We start from the raw sequence: 16,747 nt of genomic DNA on the forward strand, positions 1-16,747 counted from the left end.
TTTTATTGAATTATAAAAACCTATATTTTGATTCAATAGTCTATATTCATTATTTATACTTATATCAATAGGCCAAAGCTATCAAATAAACTATTTTTGATTCATTAAAACAATTTCACATTGGTAACTAAAAAATATAATCTATTCCTCATAGAGAAAATCAAAAAATTTAAAGTAATGCCATCTTTAATAGCTAACTTTAAAATAATAAGTTCCTAATAGAGAGAATATGAAATGAAATATATCAATACTAAAGAATTGAATAAAAGTAATGACCTAGATATTGTTATGGCTACCGCAAAATACTTGAAATCCGCACGTATTGAAAAATCATTAACAGGAACAGAATTAGGAAAATTATTAAATTTGAGCCAACAACAAATATCAAGGTATGAGAATGGCCAATCTGCTATTTCTATTGATAGCCTTCATATATACCTTAAAGCATTAGGTAAAGATTGGTTAGATTATTTCAGATCTGTTATCTTAGTTAGAGTTCATGCGAATTATTATTAATACAGTCATAAAAAACTCAAACTTATACATTTCGATAAAATCGCGACAAAACCTAAGAATAGTTAATATGATTAAAAAGAATGTGAATTATTCTCATAAATCTATTATTTATAGATTTCATTATATCAAAAATTAACTCAAAGAAGTCATTAGAAGCAAAAAATGTATTATTCAACAAAAAAGTGATACAAAAAGAAAGGAACTCTTAATGCAGTTAAATACAGTCATGATAAAAAAAACGCCACGCTAATAAATTAGCGTGGCGTTATAATTTGGCGGAACGGACGGGACTCGAACCCGCGACCCCCTGCGTGACAGGCAGGTATTCTAACCAACTGAACTACCGCTCCTGATGTTCCCTACTGGGAACGCCATGCATATTACGAATACTTAAGGACCCCGTCAACACTTTTTCTTGTTAAATCGCGCAGTTGAACAGTTTTTAGCCTTGAGAGGCTTTTCTATGCATTTTCCTAAGCAACCATTAATGATAACACCAATTATTAGTGTAAATTTTCAGCCTCATCGGAAGATTGCCGCCAAAGGCAGGGTTTGCCACCCTTCTTATCAACAATATCCAGCCGTGCTTCATGAGCAATAAGCTCTTCATCGGAAGCAAAAATCACCCTAAGGCCAGTTTGGGGACGTTCAATTCTTTGAATTTCATACTCTTGCTCATTATTAGCCGATTCCGAATCCATCGAAAATGATAATGAAGTTTGTCCACCTGTCATTGCCAAATAGACATCTGACAGAATCTCAGCATCGAGTAAAGCCCCGTGCAGTGTTCGCTTAGAGTTATCAATTAAATAGCGGTCACATAGCGCATCCAAGTTATTCCGTTTACCCGGGAAAAGTTTGCGAGCCAATACTAAGCTATCAGTGATGGTACAAAAATCTTGCGTGGGTGGAATTCCTTTATTGAGTTTACGGAATTCATAATCCATAAAACCGATATCAAAGGGAGCATTATGAATAACAAGCTCTGCACCTCGAATAAATTCAAGGAACTCATCTGCAATTTCTGCAAAAACAGGTTTATCTTGTAAAAATTCATCACTTATCCCATGCACTTCGAATGCTTCAGGATCCACTAAACGGTCAGGTTTAATGTACACATGAAAATTACGCCCTGTTAGTCGGCGGTTAATCACTTCAACCGCACCAATCTCTATAATGTTGTGCCCTTCATAATGAACACCGAGTTTATTCATACCGGTTGTTTCAGTATCAAGGACAATTTGTCTGGTTATCACCGTGCTCATAATGTTTTTTTGTGTCAAACTAGAGGGGAACGAATAATATAGAGTGTAACAGAAATGACAAAGCAGGTAGAAATTTTCACGGATGGTTCCTGTTTGGGCAATCCTGGCCCTGGTGGATATGGCGTTGTTTTTCGCTACCAACAGCATGAAAAAACGTTGAGTGAAGGTTATTTTTTAACCACAAATAACCGAATGGAACTACTTGCAGCCATCAAAGCATTAGAATCGCTAACAAGACCTTGTGATATTATTTTAACCACTGATAGCCAGTACGTACGACAAGGAATAACACAATGGATCCACGGCTGGAAGCGTAAACAATGGCGAAAAGCAGATAAATCCCCTGTCGTTAATGTCGATTTATGGAAACGCCTCGATGATGCCATCCAACGACATACTATTGATTGGCGTTGGGTTAAAGGCCATGCTGGCCACCCCGAAAACGAGAAATGTGATGAATTAGCTCGAGCTGCGGCTTCAGCACCAACTAAAGAAGACACGGGTTACCAACCCGCACAAAACTAAGAAGGGTCGTTTACCTTCATTGATTTACTGATCTCCTTTGCTGTACCGAGTGCTGTTCCAATCTTAACTTTTGGTTGCTTAAATTTTAGTGGTGTCGGAGTTAGTGGGTAAGTCCGTTTCCGCGCCACAATCACGCTTAAAACACCAACGCCCCCACAGCTTTTATTCACTCGTCTATTCGCCCCCAGCCAAGGGATTATTTGGCAATTGCGATGATACAAAACTTCATAATTTAATAAGCTGAGCCAATCAAATACCCTAACGGATGGAAAAAAACGGCTACAATAAGGCTGCCGTTTACGTAAAACAGGCACGAGTTTCGCCATTCCAAGAAGACTGAAAGGGTTAAAACCTGAAATAATTAACCAGCCATCGTCGATTAATACCCGGTCAACCTCCCGTAAGAGCCAATGAGGATCATGGCTATAAGCCAAACAGTGAGTCATTAGGCAGGCATCTATAGATTTTTGGGTTAATGGTAAAGCTTCGGGTTTGGCAACAAGGTTAAAACGCGGATCGCCGGTACCAACATTAAATTGGTGAGAGATAAGACAGCCTTTGGTCTGGATTTCAGTACTTAAATGACCTAACTTAAGCAGATGAAAGCCAAATATCTTTGGCCACCAAGGGCTAAGTTGATTTTCTATGGCTTGACGGTATTGTTCTCCAAAAGGAATGTCAGACCAACTAACAGGCATTTGAATTTTTTTATCAATACGCGCAGGCTTCATGAAATTCCCCTATTAACTATTAACAAGTATCGAGGTCATTATGGAGTTAATTCGAGTACCAGCCTTAAACGATAACTACATTTGGGTTTTAGCTGATAGCCACCAACAGTGTATCATCGTTGACCCTGCAGAGGCAGAGCCTGTGCTTGAAATAATTACAGCCAAGCGATTGACCCCAGTCGCAATCCTATTAACTCACCACCATAATGACCATACGGGTGGCGTAAAAGGGATTTTAAGCAAATTTACAACTCTTCCCGTTTTTGGCCCAAAAGAAACTCAATCTAAAGGAGCAACAGAAATAGTCGAAAATGGTGATAAAGTCATAATTGACGAGTTCAACCTACAGGTTATTTCATTATCAGGCCATACATCTGAGCATATTGGCTTTTACCAAGCACCTTATTTATTCTGTGGTGACACCCTATTCTCTGCGGGCTGTGGGCGGATATTTGAAGGAACGCCCGAGCAAATGTTTGAATCTATCCAAAAAATTGCAGCACTCCCTGATGAAACCTTAATTTGTTGTGCTCATGAATATACTTTATCTAACCTCAAATTTTCACACCATATATGGCCTGAAAATGAAGCGATTACACAATATTTACAAAAAATAACGCAAATACGTGACAAACATCAACCAACAGTACCTACCACATTGAAAATAGAGAAAAAAATAAATATTTTTCTGCAATGTGACAACCCTCAACTACAGAAAAAACTCAATATTAATCTACAAAACCCACCTTTAAGAGCAATTTTTACCCTACTACGTCAATTAAAAGACCAATATTAAAGTTTAATGATTGTCATATCGGGGTGGGATAAGTATTATTGTTCGACTTTTAAACATTAAAATGAAGAACAATAGAAAAGAATGAAGATAATCGCGACGCTTATCGCCATTGTTCTGTTGGCCGGATGCCAAACTGCCCCGAAAAAAATTAAGCAGAACAAAACTCCTAGTAATCATACAATTGAAACTGTTGCATCACATAACCAAGCCGCCAGTAGACAATTACCTAAATCTGATTATGACCTATGGGGTTATATTAGTGATGAACTAAAAATGGATGTCCCTGATAAACCTCAAATTAGGGAGTTAGCAAATAGTTATTTAAATAAACAACGTTTTGTCTACGATGTGGCATTAAGAGCTGAGCCATACATGTACCTCATCGTAGACGAAATTAATGAGCGCAATTTACCAATGGAGTTAGCTTTAATTCCTATTATTGAAAGCTCGTTTAATCCTAAAGCAACTTCTCCAGCACAAGCTGCAGGCCTATGGCAAATCGTCCCTATCACGGCTCGCTCATATGGCCTAAAACAAACACAATGGGTTGATGAACGCAGAGATGTCGTTTCTTCAACTAAAGCGGCCTTCGATCTTCTCGAAAACTTAAATGTTATGTTCGGCCATGACTGGGAGCTCACTCTAGCTGCCTATAACTGTGGTGAAGGCTGTGTACAAAATGCTATCAAGAAAAATGAAGCTGCCGGGTTACCAACTGATTTCTGGTCACTCTCTTTACCGAAAGAAACCAAACAATATGTACCAAAAATCTTAGCGCTTAGCCAAGTATTAAAAAATCCTGAAAGGTATCAAGTTAATTTGCCAACAAGTAATAAAAATAGAGCACTCACTCAAATTGATGTTGGCCAACAAATCACGTTATCTCAAGCTGCTGAGTTGGCTGGGTTAACAGTTGAATCGGTAAAAACATATAATTCTGGTTACACTCGCGGTATAACATCACCAAGTGGCCCTCATTATATTATGCTACCTACGGCTAAAGCCGAACAATTCAAAACATCTCTTTCAGACCAAGACGTTTTAAACACGATTCGCTTAGCAGCGCAACAAAATCAGCAGATAAAAACAGCACAACCTACTGCAATTTCTAGCGCACGTCAAAATCGAGCTAAAATAGCAACATATAAAGTACGCAAAGGCGAATCCGTCGCAAGTATTGCAAAAAAATTCAATACTACTGCGAAAGATATTCAAAAGCTAAATGGATTAAAAACCGCAAGCGTTATCAAACCTGGGCAAGTATTAAAAGTTGCTAGCCCAGCGTCTACAGCAAGTAGCCGTAAGGCAAAAACCTATAAGGTAAGAAAAGGCGATTCCTACTATAGCATTGCTAAGCGTCATGGCATAAAGCTCAATGATTTAATGACTTGGAATTCAGGTGTTAAAATGGCCGACCTGAAACCAGGGGTGACCTTAAACCTCTACCTTTAAGTTAATCTCAACAAAAAAGCTTTTGTCTATTTCAGATAAAAGCTTTTTTATTTTGAATTCTCTTATTAGTAAAAATTAATTATTTGAATGAATTAAATAGGATAATAATTTTTATAACATCTTTTGTATAAACGTTTCATATTCGCTGTACTAGAATAACCGATGGTTAAACTATAGTTTAAATACTTCATAAAATTGAGTTTAAACAGAACATACGTAACTCAAACCTCAACTACTCACTAATAAATTAGAAAAAAGTCGTTTATTGGTGGTGACATATGTGGTAATAATGCTATTATTATATCGCGGCTAGTTTAGTCCGAGCAGCCAGTCCGTATTCGAACATCGCTTATGTATTATATTAATAATTTTCGAAAGTTTAACGAACTAGCAATAATCTTATATTTTTCAATATACTAACGTGCAAACTTTTATATTGAACATAGGTGCTTTAATTAGTTAACATGACATTATTGATAAAAAATACACACAGCAAAAGTCAGATTCGCCTGCGGAGGTGATTATGGATGAATACTCACCCAAAAGACATGATATAGCAGAACTAAAATACTTATGTAATAGTCTCAATAGAGACGCTATTTTAAGCTTACAAAAAACAAATACACACTGGATTAATGATTTAAGCTCCCCGCAAAGCGCAGCCTTGAATGAACTCATTGAACATATCGCTGCATTTGTATGGCGGTTTAAAATCAAATACCCAAAAGAAAATCTTGTTATATCACTTATCGAAGAATACCTCGATGAGACCTATGATTTATTCGGCAGCCCAGTTATCACACTTAGTGAAATTATAGACTGGGAAGCAATGAATCACAGCCTTGTCGCTGTGCTGGATGATGACCTAAAGTGCCTAACCAGCAAAACTTAAAGGTATTATTTACCTTTAGTTCAGACTATAAAACCGTATATTAATAAGTAATTTTGCATAAAAGAAAGGGTATTATGACCAAATCTGATTATCTGATGCGTTTAAGAAAATGCACCACAATTGAAACACTTGAGCGTGTCATTGAAAAAAATAAGTATGAATTATCTGATGATGAGCTAGAGCTATTCTATTCAGCAGCAGATCACCGCTTAGCTGAACTCACAATGAATAAGCTTTATGATAAAATCCCAGCGTCTGTTTGGAAGTTTGTTAGATAATATCTTATTAACACGCACAGATAGTGAATGGTTATAGCCGGTAAATCCACTTATCGGCTGAACGCAATGTATTTATCATTTTATTATTGGCATAATTATTATGCTAATAGGATTTTCTTACTTTAAATTTTAGCCTGCCAACTTTTTCTTATCACAATACTCAACAATTAATGTTGTATTCTTAACTTTTCTTTTTAACTTTTGAATTCATTTAAACCTTAAAGTTTAATTTACATTTATAAAAATAAAAAAGAATAAACAGAAAAAACAATTAAAAATTATATTTATAATAAATTGGAATAGGGAGACTGATATACAAGGAAAGGTCTTAGAATTGGGTGGGAGCCCTGCCAGCGACATCCCGGCACACACGACCCCTGCTATGGCTGCTTCCTTCCGGACCTGACCAAGTTAACAAGTTAGCGTTGCGGGAGAACCAACAGAGCCCCCATTGATTGCTTCTTTCAAAGCAGGGGCATTATGCTTGATAGTCATTGAAATAGCAAGAAACCCATGGCTAAGTGGCGATTTATCACACAAACACCTATAAAAATAGAGACTCAACTAAGAGCCGGTACATTGGCTAATTCGCAGAGACCATCAATAATTCAACATTTTTTGTAATACCGTTGTTGATAACCTCTACAACACTATCACTGATATACAATAGTTTTCCGTTTGCGCTTATAGTTGCATTCACAACTAGCGTGCCTTCTTGCCTAACTTCACTTTTTTGGTAAGTTAGTTCAAAAGGAATTGTCGGCCGATTGTTCACCGAATTATAATATTTTTGAGATAATATTAGAGCAGGTAAGTCCGCAACGGTTGTATCTGCCAAAGTGATTGTAACAACCGCACCTTCGGGTAAAACAGTATCCTGTAAGATTACCACACGGCCCTCAATTTTCCCTGAATCTACCGTCTGGTTATTATTGCTATTTTTAGCATTAAGTGTTTTTTCACTGGGCTTTGTGCTATTCCCTTCACAGCCAACCAACGTTAAAAGCACTAATAAGCTAACAATGTAGCGAAAAAACTTCATAGTTATTACCTATAATACAATGTTTACTAAAACATTTTTAAATAATCGGAATAGACAAATCATTTTCTGACAAGGAATGATAAAAAGTATAACTAATATTGGTAGAATAATACATTTATATTTCTAAATGTAACAATACGTAACCCCAATTTATTCGATAGCAATTAATCTACCTATTCAGGGTAAATAATGGGAAAATACCTGTATCTCATTTACATATAACAGAACTAAGATGACTATGAGCCCAGAATTACAGAATTTAATTAGCCTAATTGAACTCGAAAAAATTGAAGAAGGGATTTTTCGAGGACAAAGTGAAGACCTTGGATTGCCTCAAGTTTTTGGCGGGCAGGTTGTTGGGCAAGCCATGTATGCTGCGAAACAAACCATACCTGAAGAAAGAGCGATTAATTCTTTTCATAGTTATTTTTTGCGCCCCGGTGACAGCTCTCGTCCTATTGTTTATGACGTTGAAATTTTGCGCGATGGTGGAAGCTTTAGTGCACGCCGAGTAAGTGCCATTCAAAATGGCAAGCCTATCTTCTTTATGACCGCATCATTTCAATCTCAAGAAGAAGGTTATAGCCATCAAAACTTAATGCCGGATGTGCCACCACCGACAAAATTAATTTCTCAAGATGATATTGTTCAAAGTTTGGCTGATAAATTACCGGAAGCAGTTAAAAAATACGCTCTTAGGCCAACTCCCTTTGAGTTTCGCCCTGTTGAGTTTTACAGCCCATTCGATTCCGCCCCTCAAGAACCATTTCGCTATATTTGGTTCAAAGCAAAAGGGCAGCTACCTGACCTACCTTCACTTCATCACTATTTATTAGGTTATGCTTCTGATTACAATTTCCTTCCAGCCGCATTACAACCGCATGGTAGAGGCTTTATGGAACGCGACTTACAGGTTGCAACGATTGACCATTCAATGTGGTTCCATCGTCCATTTAAAATTGATGATTGGTTACTGTATGCCGTAGAAAGCCCTTCAGCATCAGGAGGGAGGGGTTTTGTGAAAGGACAAATCTATAATTTACAAGGTGATCTTGTTGCAACGGCTGTCCAAGAGGGCGTAATCCGCCATAGGCAACCTCAAAAATAGAAGGGACTTCAAGTAAGTGATTACTTACTTAGAAAAATAAAATTGTCAGTTTAAAAAGGTAATGGCAGCCAGCAATAAGCTGCCATTATCAATTTACATAAAACACAGTATTATCCTGTCATTATCATTACATTAAGGTTAATTGTAGGCACTTTCACCATGAGAAGTAATATCTAAACCTTCCCTTTCTTTTTCAACATTAATGCGTAAGCCAGACGTTTTCTCTGCGATTTTAAATGCAATATAAGCAACAATTGCAGTCCAAACAACACAAACTAGAATACTAATAGCTTGAATTCCCACTTGTTTCATCATCGTAATACCTTCTGCATAGCCACTTCCACCTAATGCAGTTGAGGTGAACACTCCCGTTAGTAAACAACCTAAAATTCCGCAGACACCATGAACCCCAAAAACATCGCACACATCATCAACTTTTAACCGACGTTTTAAAATCACAACCCCCCATAAACCCGCTAGCCCAGAAAGCAGCCCAATGATTAATGCCCCGCCGACACCCACAGTGCCCGCCGCTGGCGTAACACCGACTAACCCGGCCAAGCACCCAGAGCAAGCACCTAATAATGAAGGTTTTTCCCTGAAAATCCACTCTGCTAAAGTCCATGATAAAATAGCACCAGCCGCCGCTGCAATAGTGTTCACAAACGCTAAGGCTGCAATACTATTTGCACTTCCTGCCGAACCTGCATTGAAACCAAACCAGCCAATAAATAATATGGAGGTTCCCATAAATACCATAGGTAAGTTGTGAGGCTTAATGGCTTCTTTCCCTAATCCGGTACGATGTCCAAGTAAGTAAGCACCAACTAAACCTGCAACAGCCGCATTAATATGAACAACCGTCCCCCCTGCAAAATCTAGTGCACCATCTTGGGATAAAATACCGCCGCCCCATACCATGTGTGCCATTGGTAAATAAGCAAATGTAGTCCAGATAACGGTAAATATTAAAATTGCAGAAAATTTAATGCGCTCCCCTAGTGCACCTATCACTAATGCAACTGTTAAGCATGCAAATGCACCTTGGAATACAACGTGAATAAATTGAGGGATCGGCCCTGATAAGCTATCTACAGTGATGTTTTTCAACATAATCTGACTAAAACCACCTATAAAATCATTCCCCTCACTAAAAGCTAAACTGTATCCATAAACAATCCAAATAACAGACACTAAAGCGAAAATAACCGCAGTTTGAGCCATTAAAGAAAGAACATTTTTACTTCTTAGTAACCCACCATAAAATAATGCGATACCTGGCAGTATCATAAAAATAACTAAAGCAGTCGCTATCATCATAAATGCGTTATCAGCTTTATCTAGGGTTTCCTCTGCTGCAAACACGGTTATTGGAAAACCACCCATTGATATCAATAAAAATAAGTATTGGAACCCTTTGCTCATATTTGCTCTCCTACAGTGCTTCGTCTTGTTTTTCACCTGTACGAATACGTACTGCTTGCTCTAATGACAAAATAAATATTTTTCCATCCCCGACTTGGCCCGTATAAGCTTTTTTTTCAATTGTTTCAATCACCTGCTCTACCAACTCATCAGAAACCGCTATTTCCATACGTACTTTAGGTAAAAAATCGACGGTATATTCAGCTCCTCTATATAATTCGGCATGTCCTTTTTGCCGCCCAAACCCTCGAACTTCAGTAATCGTAAGCCCTTGAACCCCAATATCTGATAGTGCCTCTCGAACTTCATCTAATTTAAATGGCTTAATGATCGCGATGATATATTTCATGTTCACTCCTATAAGTCATATGAATAAGCTACTTAATACTTCGGACAGCACTGACTTTATAGCAAACCGTGTGCCAAAATATATTTATCCATAAAATTCAATAGGAAAGAACAAAATAAAAAACCACTCGAATGAGTGGCTTTAAGGTATGCATTATAAGAGTGCAGAATAATTAACTAGGTATAGCCTCAATTTCAGCATCACTATGGGCATTTAATGATTCTCCAACTTGCTGCAACTGGTACATTTGATAATAACGTCCTTTTTGTTGCAAAAGCTGTAAATGTTTACCTTGCTCAACAATTGCACCACGATGTAACACAACGACTTGGTCAGCGTCGACAATTGTCGATAAACGGTGGGCGATCACAACTAACGTAGTATGTTGGCGAATCACTCGTAACGCTTTTTGTATCGCTTGCTCTGTCCCTGAGTCAATATTCGCAGTTGCTTCATCCAAAATTAAAATTTTGGGTGTCACCACAAGGACTCGGGCCATCGCTAATAACTGTCTTTGCCCTACAGACAAGGTATTTCCCTGTTCACCAAGCACGGTATCTAGCCCATCAGGTAAACCACGAACCAACCCAGCAAGCTGAACAGTTTCAAGAACTTCCCAAACTTTGTCTTGGCTAATCTCACGTCCTAATGCGACGTTGTCAAAAAAAGAAGCAGCGAGGACAACAGGGTCTTGTTGTACCATTGCAATACCATTACGTAATACTTGGTGGGATAGTGAACTCAAATTACGTCCATCTAATAAAATATCTCCCTCCTGCCACGGGTAATACCCCATAATTAAATTTGCTATGGTACTTTTACCGCTGCCTGTATGACCGACTAATGCAACGAAGTTATTATCAGGCACTTGTAAATTAATATCTTTAAGTACCATTTTGTTATCACGGTAAGCGAAAGATAAATGGTTAATTGAGATTGAACCTCCTTGTAATGGCTCAATACTTTCACCATAACCTTGCTGCGGACTATCCATTAATTCAAATACACGCTCACCAGAAACAACAGCTTGTTGAAGCATTGATTGCTGAGAAGTTAACTCAATAAGCGGCTCATTCAAGCGACCTAAATAGTTAATAAATGCATATAAGACACCAACACCAATGGTAGTCGTTCCTTCGAACCCAAATAGCAATAGCAAGCCACACAATACTGAAGCTGAAAGTAAACTTAGTAATGGCCTTAATAGTAAGCCATCAAGTTTTAATGCTTTCATTCTTGCAAAATAATGGTCTTGGCTAATACTTTGCATTTTTTCGCCAAACCTAGCCTGTTGGATAAATTGCTGAATAACTGTCATTCCATTAATGACTTCGTTAAAACCGTTATTAATATCTGCAAGATAAGATCTCACACGGCGCACAATGGGCGTACTTAAACGCTGATAAACAAGCATTACCACAAATACTGCAGGAAAAATCATCACTGCAATTGATGCCATACGCCATTCCAATGAAAACATAGCAACTAACATGGCACAAATCAGGGCTAAACTACGAAATACTGTCGGCACAACCATCACAAATAGATCTTTAATAACTTCAGTATCATTTGTAACTCGTGAAATTAATTGGCCAACAGGTTGCTTATCGAATGCACTTAGGGGCTGTCGAAGGGCTGCATTCATCACATCTGTACGTAATGTTTGCACTACCCCCACAGAGGCTTTATTAAATAAAATAATTTGATAGTAATGTAATAACGCTGCAATAACTTGGAGCAATATAAAACCAACTGCCATATATAAAGCAAGTGGCATGATGATTTGTTTTTTCGCTATCATGTTATCAATAAAATAACTGATTAGCAGAGGCCCACTAACTTCTGCAATAGCGGCTAACCATAGCATTGCAATGGCAATACTCATGGTTCCTCGGTATGCTTTTCCATAACCAAGCAAACGCTTGAGTGCTGGCCATAGCGGTTTCTTTTGGCTCATAGCTCACCATCCAGAGCAGCTTCAATCTGTTGATACTGATACATATCTTTATACCAACCCGATTGCTCAATAAGCGCTTCATGTTTACCTCGACTAACAATAGCACCTTGAGATAACACAATAATATTGTCTGCCTCTACCAATGCAGATAGACGATGGGCGCTAATTATCATAGTCCTACCCTGCCGCCAATGGCTTAAATTTTGTAAAATTGTAAACTCGGTCTGCCCATCAACGGCAGAAAGCGCATCATCTAACACCAAGATTTCTGCATTTTGCAAGATAGCCCTTGCAATAGAAATTCGTTGTTTCTGCCCGCCAGATAACATGACACCGCGCTCACCAACCTGAGTAGAATAGCCTTCAGGTAAACGTAAAATATCATCATGTACACAAGCTATACGCGCAGCCTGTTCAATTTCATCTTGAGTGGCATTAGGCCGCCCAAGCGCGATATTGCCAGCAACTGTATCTGAAAATAAAAATGGGGACTGATTTACGATAGATAACCGAGCACGCCATTCATCTAAACGGATTTCGGGTAGTGATAAGCCTTGATAGCAAATCGCCCCTTCCGTCACATCAAATTGACGCTGTAATAACGTCAACAACGTTGATTTTCCAGACCCCGTCGGCCCACAAAGCCCCAAAAATTGCCCAGGTTTTAAATCAAACTTAATATCATGTAATGCTATTCGCTTAGTTTCTGGATAACTAAAGTTGATAATATTCACATTCAAGTTTCCCTTTTCAGGCTGTAATGAATGCGAACCATCCTGAATGACTAGCGGTTCATTGAGTAAACTTAGAATACGGCTATAAGCCGCACTACCTCGTTCAACGATATTAAACATCCAAGCAAGCGCTAACATCGGCCAAATCATTAACCCTAGATACATTACAAAGCTCGTTAATTCACCTAACGTCAATGTATCGTTTAATACCATCCAGCTTCCACCTGCAATAGCGAGTAAATTTGCCATACCAATCGCCATAAAAATGGTGGGGTCAAAACGCGCATCAACTTTAGCAACATGCATATTGCGACGCCCTGCCTCAGTAGCTACCTGTTCAAATTGATTTGATTGATGATCTTCAAGGCCAAAAGCTTTAATCATACGAATACTTGTTAAACTTTCTTGCGCATGATTATTTAAAGACGAAAATGCCCCTTGAGCATGCTTGAAACGCTGATGAAGCTGGTCTCCATACCGTTTAATGATTAATGCCATAATTGGCATTGGAATAAGTGCTAGTAAAGTAAGCTGCCAACTAATTTCAACACTCATCATGATGAGCACCGCACACCCCATCACCAATGAGTCAACTAATGTTAAAACACCTTCACCAGCTGCGAACACGACTCGGTCAACATCATTCGTTGTACGTGCAATTAGGTCTCCCGTTCGATACTTATGGTAAAACGCTTGATTCTGCAGACTTAATTGCCGATAAAACTTTTGTCGTAGCTGTACAGCTAACTTATAAGAAGCACCAAATAACCATAAACGCCAAATATACCGCAACCCATACACAACCAATGCAATCAACAGCATGATTAAAACATAAGTGATTAATTGCTTTGTCGGCATTGCTCCTTTACTTATTCCATCAACGACAACACCAACAATGCGTGGAGGAACTAATTGTAAAATAGCAATGATAATTAAAAAGCAAACAGCGCCGAGATAGCGCCGCCATTCACTCAAAAAATACCAACCTAGTTGTGAAAATAATCGCACGTAATACTGCCTTGAATATATTGATTTATTGATGCCTAAGAATGAGAGACCGTAATTATCTAAGCTATTACAAGGTTAGTCAGGGATAGGCAATACTGTCGTATATTTGATTTTTTCCATTGCAAAGCTTGAGGTTACATCTATTAGACCATGGACACCATTGACTAGCTTTTTATAAAACAAATCATATGATTTCATATCATGCACTTCGACTTGCATAAGATAATCATACTCACCAGCCATGCGATAAAACATTAGCACCTCAGGAAGTTGACTAACAAAAGAAACAAATTGCTCATACCACTCACTATTATGATGCTGTGTTTTAATTGTCACAATTACCGTTAAACCTAAACCTAGCTTCTCACCATCGAGTAAGGTCACTCGCCCTCGAATATAGCCTTCATCTTCAAGCCTTTTTAATCTTTTCCAGCACGGAGTAGATGTTAAATTAACAGCTTCAGCAAGGGTATTTAAGGATAGGCTACTGTCATTTTGCAATAAACAAAGCAGTTTTTTGTCTATTTTATCTAACATGAATGCTCTCTTGATCTAGGTGTAAGTACTTTTGTCGTTATTTTATTAGCTGCATAAACATATTATGCAAAATTGAATAATTAAAAAACAATAAAAATGTCACCAAACACCACGATTATAGAATATTTTTACACAAATAACCAAATTGACATATAAATAGTACCTCAATCAAACTCGCTTGATAAAAATAGAACTATTAATTGCATCCTAGTATCGCTAACATGTTTCGCTCTCTTCTTATTACATATTGAAAATGATATATCACCAAGGAGTACCTATGAAACGCGCAGTTGTGGTTTTTAGCGGGGGCCAAGACTCAACAACCTGTCTTATTCAAGCTTTGCAAAACTATGATGAAGTTCACTGTGTTACTTTTGATTACGGCCAGCGCCACCGTTTTGAAATCGAAGTCGCACAGAAATTAAGCGTATCTTTAGGTGCTGCAGCACATAAAGTGTTAGATGTCACATTACTCAATGAATTGGCAATCAGCAGCTTAACCCGAGACAACATACCAGTCCCTGATTTCGCTGAAAGTGAGTCAAGTGCGTTACCTAGTACTTTTGTTCCAGGGCGTAACATTTTATTCCTCACATTAGCTGCAATTTATGCTTACCAAGTACAGGCAGAAGCAGTGATAACGGGGGTTTGTGAAACCGACTTTTCAGGTTACCCGGACTGCCGAGATGAGTTTGTCAAAGCTCTCAACCATGCTGTAGACCTCGGTCTTGCCAAAAATATTCGCTTTGAAACCCCGTTAATGTGGCTGAATAAAGCCCAAACCTGGGCACTTGCCGACAGCTATGGTCACCTTGAAACGATCAGGCAGCAAACACTGACTTGTTATAATGGTATTCAAGGTGATGGTTGCGGTGAATGTGCTGCCTGCCATTTAAGGAGCAAGGGCTTAAATGAATATTTAAGTGATAAAGAAGCTATCATGCTCTCACTAAAGCAAAAGTTATAATTAATTAGTCAAACACATAGCCTGCCATTAGCTTATTCATAACGATTCAAGCTAGGTAGGCTAATTTTGAATAAAGTCTTCAGAACCTACTTTGAATGACTCTAGTTTCTCACGCAATTGTTCATCAATAACAATCGCTTTATTCTCTATGTTATCGATAAATACAAATGTCACATAAGCATCAGAAACTACCTCTTGAGCCCCTGCTTTATTGCGAATTATTTGTTGATAACAGACTGCGCTTTTAGTGCCGATTTTATCCATTCGAGTCACTACTGTCAGCTCATCACCAAGCAAGACGCCTTGGATATAATTTACATTAATATTCACCGCAGCCATTGTTAAATTGTTTTTTATCGCCCAACTAATGAAATTACGCTTATTCATCCATTCCCAGCGGTCCGCTTCGTAGAATTCTAAGTAACGTGCATTATTAACATGTTGAAAAATATCTATATGATAACCATGAACTTTAATGTGTCTTGTCATAACTACTCCGACCAGTTTATTTTTTAATAACATAAAAATAACAAATGCACGGAAAATGTGCTGAATGATTATCAATAATAAGACTTAGCTCGCAAATTATTTATAAAAAGTTTAGTTTTCTGCTTAATTATTAACCTTTAATATATTACCCCCATACTCTGTATGGGGGATTTTAGTTACAAAGTTAACTTATCTTTATTCTTTTCTAAAAATGCAGGACCTATCCCCTGAACTTCTAAAATATTTTCAATGGAATTAAAAGCACCATATTTTTGCCTATATTCAACGATTGCTTTCGCTTTTTGCCTACCTATACCAGTAAGTTTTTCTGCAAGTTCTTCTTCACCCGCTAAGTTGATATTCACTTTGTCAGACGGGCCATGGCTCGTTGATGGTGAGTTATTACTTACTTGTTTTTCTTGAATGACAGCCGCAGTGGCTTTTTCTGGCTCAATTTTCTTAGCCAAAGAAAAAGAAGAGAGTGAGCATAATAAAGAAAGGAGCAGAACAATACCTAATCTGCATTTATTGACTGAATTCCATAACATATTTGTTCTCCTGTGTATGTTGAGACACAACGATGCCATAGAAAAATACGGAACACTTTTCAATAATACTGAAAATACGAAAGGCCACCCAAAGGTGGCCTTCTATTCATGAAGTTACAATTTTACTT

The 16,747-nt window shown here is 37.9% G+C and carries 18 protein-coding genes, 1 tRNA gene and 1 other RNA gene; 8 read left to right on the plus strand and 12 right to left on the minus strand.

Annotation, left to right across the window (positions count from 1 at the left end; genetic code table 11):
- Positions 1-234 precede the first annotated feature (234 nt).
- The gene (locus SJ312_RS10280) at positions 235-516 is read left to right on the plus strand and encodes a helix-turn-helix domain-containing protein (protein WP_004905402.1); all 282 of its coding nucleotides are present in this window, start codon (positions 235-237) and stop codon (positions 514-516) included.
- Between the two features lie 273 nt (positions 517-789).
- On the opposite strand, the gene SJ312_RS10285 is transcribed toward SJ312_RS10280, so the two are convergent.
- A tRNA-Asp gene (locus SJ312_RS10285) sits at positions 790-866 on the minus strand.
- Between the two features lie 153 nt (positions 867-1,019).
- Positions 1,020-1,781 (minus strand): DNA polymerase III subunit epsilon, encoded by a 762-nt coding sequence (gene dnaQ, locus SJ312_RS10290; protein WP_094962150.1) that lies wholly within the window; start codon positions 1,779-1,781, stop codon positions 1,020-1,022.
- 54 nt (positions 1,782-1,835) lie between these two features.
- On the opposite strand from dnaQ, the gene rnhA reads away from it, so the two are divergent.
- Positions 1,836-2,306 carry a ribonuclease HI gene (gene rnhA / locus SJ312_RS10295; protein WP_319867601.1) on the plus strand — a complete coding sequence of 157 codons (471 nt, stop codon included), beginning with the start codon at positions 1,836-1,838 and terminating at the stop codon, positions 2,304-2,306.
- Here rnhA and SJ312_RS10300 read toward each other — a convergent pair.
- Positions 2,303-3,037 (minus strand): class I SAM-dependent methyltransferase, encoded by a 735-nt coding sequence (locus SJ312_RS10300; protein WP_110592387.1) that lies wholly within the window; start codon positions 3,035-3,037, stop codon positions 2,303-2,305. The genes rnhA and SJ312_RS10300 overlap by 4 nt on opposite strands.
- A 40-nt stretch (positions 3,038-3,077) precedes the next feature.
- Here SJ312_RS10300 and gloB point away from each other — a divergent pair, with 40 nt between their 5' ends.
- The 4 genes from gloB (at position 3,078) to SJ312_RS10320 (ending at position 6,455) form a co-directional block, all read left to right on the plus strand.
- On the plus strand, positions 3,078-3,833 hold the full coding sequence (gloB, locus tag SJ312_RS10305) for a hydroxyacylglutathione hydrolase (RefSeq protein WP_110592388.1): 756 nt from the start codon (positions 3,078-3,080) through the stop codon (positions 3,831-3,833).
- Positions 3,834-3,914: 81 nt separating this feature from the next.
- Positions 3,915-5,285, plus strand: coding sequence for a murein transglycosylase D (gene mltD / locus SJ312_RS10310; protein ID WP_110592389.1), 1,371 nt, complete (start codon positions 3,915-3,917; stop codon positions 5,283-5,285).
- A gap of 523 nt (positions 5,286-5,808) precedes the next feature.
- Positions 5,809-6,177 (plus strand): Hha toxicity modulator TomB, encoded by a 369-nt coding sequence (tomB, locus tag SJ312_RS10315; protein WP_004905413.1) that lies wholly within the window; start codon positions 5,809-5,811, stop codon positions 6,175-6,177.
- Positions 6,178-6,251: 74 nt separating this feature from the next.
- A complete protein-coding gene (locus tag SJ312_RS10320) occupies positions 6,252-6,455 on the plus strand; it encodes an HHA domain-containing protein (RefSeq protein ID WP_004905417.1) in 204 nt (67 codons plus the stop codon).
- A gap of 345 nt (positions 6,456-6,800) precedes the next feature.
- Here the strand turns inward: SJ312_RS10320 and ffs are convergent.
- Both ffs and SJ312_RS10330 read right to left on the minus strand, forming a co-directional pair.
- Positions 6,801-6,897, minus strand: an RNA gene (gene ffs, locus SJ312_RS10325) — signal recognition particle sRNA small type.
- A 141-nt stretch (positions 6,898-7,038) separates the two neighbouring features.
- Positions 7,039-7,497, minus strand: coding sequence for a YbaY family lipoprotein (locus tag SJ312_RS10330; protein WP_004905418.1), 459 nt, complete (start codon positions 7,495-7,497; stop codon positions 7,039-7,041).
- A 238-nt stretch (positions 7,498-7,735) separates the two neighbouring features.
- On the opposite strand from SJ312_RS10330, the gene tesB reads away from it, so the two are divergent.
- Positions 7,736-8,605 (plus strand): acyl-CoA thioesterase II, encoded by an 870-nt coding sequence (tesB, locus tag SJ312_RS10335; protein ID WP_036958583.1) that lies wholly within the window; start codon positions 7,736-7,738, stop codon positions 8,603-8,605.
- A gap of 138 nt (positions 8,606-8,743) precedes the next feature.
- Here the strand turns inward: tesB and amtB are convergent, their stop codons facing one another.
- From amtB to SJ312_RS10360, 5 genes are all read right to left on the minus strand, one after another.
- Positions 8,744-10,030 carry an ammonium transporter AmtB gene (gene amtB / locus SJ312_RS10340; RefSeq protein WP_004905420.1) on the minus strand — a complete coding sequence of 429 codons (1,287 nt, stop codon included), beginning with the start codon at positions 10,028-10,030 and terminating at the stop codon, positions 8,744-8,746.
- Positions 10,031-10,040: 10 nt separating this feature from the next.
- Positions 10,041-10,379, minus strand: a complete 339-nt coding sequence (gene glnK, locus SJ312_RS10345; RefSeq protein WP_004905421.1) for a P-II family nitrogen regulator — start codon at positions 10,377-10,379, stop codon at positions 10,041-10,043.
- Positions 10,380-10,551: 172 nt separating this feature from the next.
- Positions 10,552-12,336, minus strand: a complete 1,785-nt coding sequence (locus SJ312_RS10350; protein ID WP_165879142.1) for a SmdB family multidrug efflux ABC transporter permease/ATP-binding protein — start codon at positions 12,334-12,336, stop codon at positions 10,552-10,554.
- Positions 12,333-14,078: a SmdA family multidrug ABC transporter permease/ATP-binding protein gene (locus SJ312_RS10355; RefSeq protein ID WP_004905428.1), complete on the minus strand. Its 1,746-nt coding sequence runs from the start codon at positions 14,076-14,078 to the stop codon at positions 12,333-12,335. Before SJ312_RS10355 ends, SJ312_RS10350 begins: the two co-directional genes overlap by 4 nt.
- A 75-nt stretch (positions 14,079-14,153) precedes the next feature.
- Positions 14,154-14,615, minus strand: coding sequence for an Lrp/AsnC family transcriptional regulator (locus SJ312_RS10360; RefSeq protein WP_004905429.1), 462 nt, complete (start codon positions 14,613-14,615; stop codon positions 14,154-14,156).
- Between the two features lie 277 nt (positions 14,616-14,892).
- Between SJ312_RS10360 and queC the strand changes: the two genes are divergently transcribed.
- Positions 14,893-15,582, plus strand: coding sequence for a 7-cyano-7-deazaguanine synthase QueC (queC, locus tag SJ312_RS10365; protein ID WP_036958550.1), 690 nt, complete (start codon positions 14,893-14,895; stop codon positions 15,580-15,582).
- Between the two features lie 60 nt (positions 15,583-15,642).
- On the opposite strand, the gene SJ312_RS10370 is transcribed toward queC, so the two are convergent.
- Positions 15,643-16,071, minus strand: a complete 429-nt coding sequence (locus SJ312_RS10370) for a thioesterase family protein (protein WP_319867609.1) — start codon at positions 16,069-16,071, stop codon at positions 15,643-15,645.
- A gap of 176 nt (positions 16,072-16,247) precedes the next feature.
- Complete coding sequence (locus SJ312_RS10375; protein WP_096864789.1) at positions 16,248-16,619, minus strand: ComEA family DNA-binding protein; 372 nt, start codon at positions 16,617-16,619, stop codon at positions 16,248-16,250.
- Between the last annotated feature and the right edge of the window lie 128 nt (positions 16,620-16,747).

The organism is Providencia sp. CIM-Carb-044, assembly GCF_033901115.1.
GTDB lineage: Bacteria > Pseudomonadota > Gammaproteobacteria > Enterobacterales > Enterobacteriaceae > Providencia > Providencia hangzhouensis.

Bases quoted from the DNA above. Each gene is read 5' to 3' on its own strand.
- SJ312_RS10320 (WP_004905417.1), top strand. From the start codon at position 6,252: ATGACCAAATCTGATTATCTGATGCGTTTAAGAAAATGCACCACAATT.
- rnhA (WP_319867601.1), top strand. From the start codon at position 1,836: ATGACAAAGCAGGTAGAAATTTTCACGGATGGTTCCTGTTTGGGCAAT.
- SJ312_RS10370 (WP_319867609.1), bottom strand. From the start codon at position 16,071: ATGACAAGACACATTAAAGTTCATGGTTATCATATAGATATTTTTCAA.
- dnaQ (WP_094962150.1), bottom strand. From the start codon at position 1,781: ATGAGCACGGTGATAACCAGACAAATTGTCCTTGATACTGAAACAACC.
- glnK (WP_004905421.1), bottom strand. From the start codon at position 10,379: ATGAAATATATCATCGCGATCATTAAGCCATTTAAATTAGATGAAGTT.
- tomB (WP_004905413.1), top strand. From the start codon at position 5,809: ATGGATGAATACTCACCCAAAAGACATGATATAGCAGAACTAAAATAC.
- SJ312_RS10350 (WP_165879142.1), bottom strand. From the start codon at position 12,336: ATGAGCCAAAAGAAACCGCTATGGCCAGCACTCAAGCGTTTGCTTGGT.
- SJ312_RS10280 (WP_004905402.1), top strand. From the start codon at position 235: ATGAAATATATCAATACTAAAGAATTGAATAAAAGTAATGACCTAGAT.
- amtB (WP_004905420.1), bottom strand. From the start codon at position 10,030: ATGAGCAAAGGGTTCCAATACTTATTTTTATTGATATCAATGGGTGGT.
- SJ312_RS10300 (WP_110592387.1), bottom strand. From the start codon at position 3,037: ATGAAGCCTGCGCGTATTGATAAAAAAATTCAAATGCCTGTTAGTTGG.
- gloB (WP_110592388.1), top strand. From the start codon at position 3,078: ATGGAGTTAATTCGAGTACCAGCCTTAAACGATAACTACATTTGGGTT.
- mltD (WP_110592389.1), top strand. From the start codon at position 3,915: ATGAAGATAATCGCGACGCTTATCGCCATTGTTCTGTTGGCCGGATGC.
- SJ312_RS10330 (WP_004905418.1), bottom strand. From the start codon at position 7,497: ATGAAGTTTTTTCGCTACATTGTTAGCTTATTAGTGCTTTTAACGTTG.
- SJ312_RS10375 (WP_096864789.1), bottom strand. From the start codon at position 16,619: ATGTTATGGAATTCAGTCAATAAATGCAGATTAGGTATTGTTCTGCTC.
- tesB (WP_036958583.1), top strand. From the start codon at position 7,736: ATGAGCCCAGAATTACAGAATTTAATTAGCCTAATTGAACTCGAAAAA.
- SJ312_RS10360 (WP_004905429.1), bottom strand. From the start codon at position 14,615: ATGTTAGATAAAATAGACAAAAAACTGCTTTGTTTATTGCAAAATGAC.
- queC (WP_036958550.1), top strand. From the start codon at position 14,893: ATGAAACGCGCAGTTGTGGTTTTTAGCGGGGGCCAAGACTCAACAACC.